The following is a 1,696-nucleotide window of genomic DNA, read 5'->3' as shown; positions in this document are numbered from 1 at the left end:
AAGCCGGGAATGGGGATGCCCGCCTTGGTCGGGAAATCCGTCAGCAGGACGTGTCCCGCGTGCCTGTAGCCCTCCACGATCCCGTGCTGGGAGAAAGTGCCCGGCAGGTCGAGAAGCAGGTCGTGCCCGGCCTTCCAACGGTGTCCACCGCCGGAGGCCAGCGAGTCCGCCAGCGGGAACTTCGCAAAAAACGGAAACAGCCCGTCCACGAAGTGACGCAGTTGGGCTGAGGGCAGGTGCAGGTAGGCGAACTGTCCCGGCACGATGTAGGCGAGCGCTTCCATGGGAGGCCGTTCTTACGAGTCGGAAAGAGCCTCCCCGTACTGGGGCCAGATCGCCTCGACCGCCTGGTTGACGGAGTTCTTGAGCACCCGCATGAAGCGTTCGGTGTCCTTCTGCGGACTGCCGGTCAACACAAAGTACCCCGCCACCGCCGCGATGGCGATGCCCGTCGAGATCCAGCCGACCGGACCGGCGATGGAACTGCCCATGAAGAAGGCCGTCGTGGCCGCCACGGCACCCGATCCCCAGCCGAGAGCCGCCCCGATCCCGCCGATAACCATGGCGATCCCGGCGGCCCCGCCGCCGACTCCAACCGCCGCCTTGATCAGGTTTTCACGCTCCCGGCCCGAGGGGGCCAGCACCGCCTCGCTCAGCTTGCAGGCCGCCTCCACCTGCGGCGGCGTCACCTTCAGCTTGTGCTTGAAAATGTTGCGGACCGCCGTCGTCAACGTGATCCCGTCAACATAGTGCAGGAAACGCTCCTTGGCGGGCTTGTCGCTCATGATCTGCGCGAACTTCGCATCCAGCGTGCTCTCAAGGAGCGCTTTGAATCCATCTACATTCATTTATAAATCCTTATCCGTTGGGGGTGAGTGGGTATGGGCGTATCGAGGTTTGAGGTTGCGACAGGCCGCCTGGACCAGTTCGTTCCTATATTGTAGGCAATGAGGCGGGCCAACCGATCCGGCATGTACATGCGGCTGTAACTGAGAGGCTTTTTGTTGGAGCTGTAAAAGTTCACCTCGGTTACATGCACACTCTGACCGGGGGAAGCACGCTGAACATAATCCTTCCCAAGATATTCTCGTATCTCCCAGATGGTGATCCGCACAGTCGCATTCGCCGCAAACTTCTTCTTCAGGCCCAGGAAGTGAATCGTGTTTGCCTCCCATGAGAACCTCAAGTCACCATCAGGCACCTCACTGGTCCTCAGGCATTCGATCGCAACGACCTGATCCTGGCGGTCCACCATAATACTAACCGCATTGTATCCGCTGATTCGATTCAGGTTTTCATAGCCATGGGCGTAGCGATACTCCCTGCGGACAGGGAACACCCACAGGCGAAAGCAGTTTTCCGGGAAGCCGTCGGTGACGACCGCCTGCGAGCGCCCGATCTCCAGGGCCTCGTACAGTCGGTGTCGAACCTCCTGCAAGGGCTCCAGATAATTAATGCCGTCAAAGATCTCAGTCGTCTGCCCCAGCAAGTCGCCATGAAGCCAGACAGGATCAACGCAATCCTCATAGAAGCTGGTCCACACCTGATCGCTCAGCAGCTTGACCAGATCCTTGATGGTCGTATTGTCCAGTCCGGCGTGGGAATTCTTGCGGTCCCAGTTCTCGTCCAGTTGGAGGAAGCTGGTCGGACAGTGCTCCAGTATCTGCTCCCGGGTGGCCGTAGATAGTTGTTCAAA

The 1,696-nt window shown here is 59.7% G+C and carries 3 protein-coding genes; all 3 read right to left on the bottom strand.

Annotation, left to right across the window (positions count from 1 at the left end; all coding sequences use genetic code 11):
- A partial coding sequence (locus tag H5P28_RS10590; protein ID WP_185675678.1) for a hypothetical protein occupies positions 1-284 on the bottom strand: 284 nt, incomplete at its 3' end.
- A 12-nt stretch (positions 285-296) separates the two neighbouring features.
- Positions 297-848, bottom strand: coding sequence for a hypothetical protein (locus H5P28_RS10585; RefSeq protein ID WP_185675677.1), 552 nt, complete (start codon positions 846-848; stop codon positions 297-299).
- Positions 845-1,696: hypothetical protein (locus H5P28_RS10580; protein ID WP_185675676.1), on the bottom strand; the 852-nt coding region annotated here is incomplete at its 5' end. The genes H5P28_RS10585 and H5P28_RS10580, both read right to left, overlap by 4 nt.

It is taken from the genome of Ruficoccus amylovorans, from assembly GCF_014230085.1.
Classification (GTDB): Bacteria; Verrucomicrobiota; Verrucomicrobiia; order Opitutales; family Cerasicoccaceae; genus Ruficoccus; species Ruficoccus amylovorans.
This window is presented reverse-complemented; position numbering and strand designations above follow the sequence as displayed.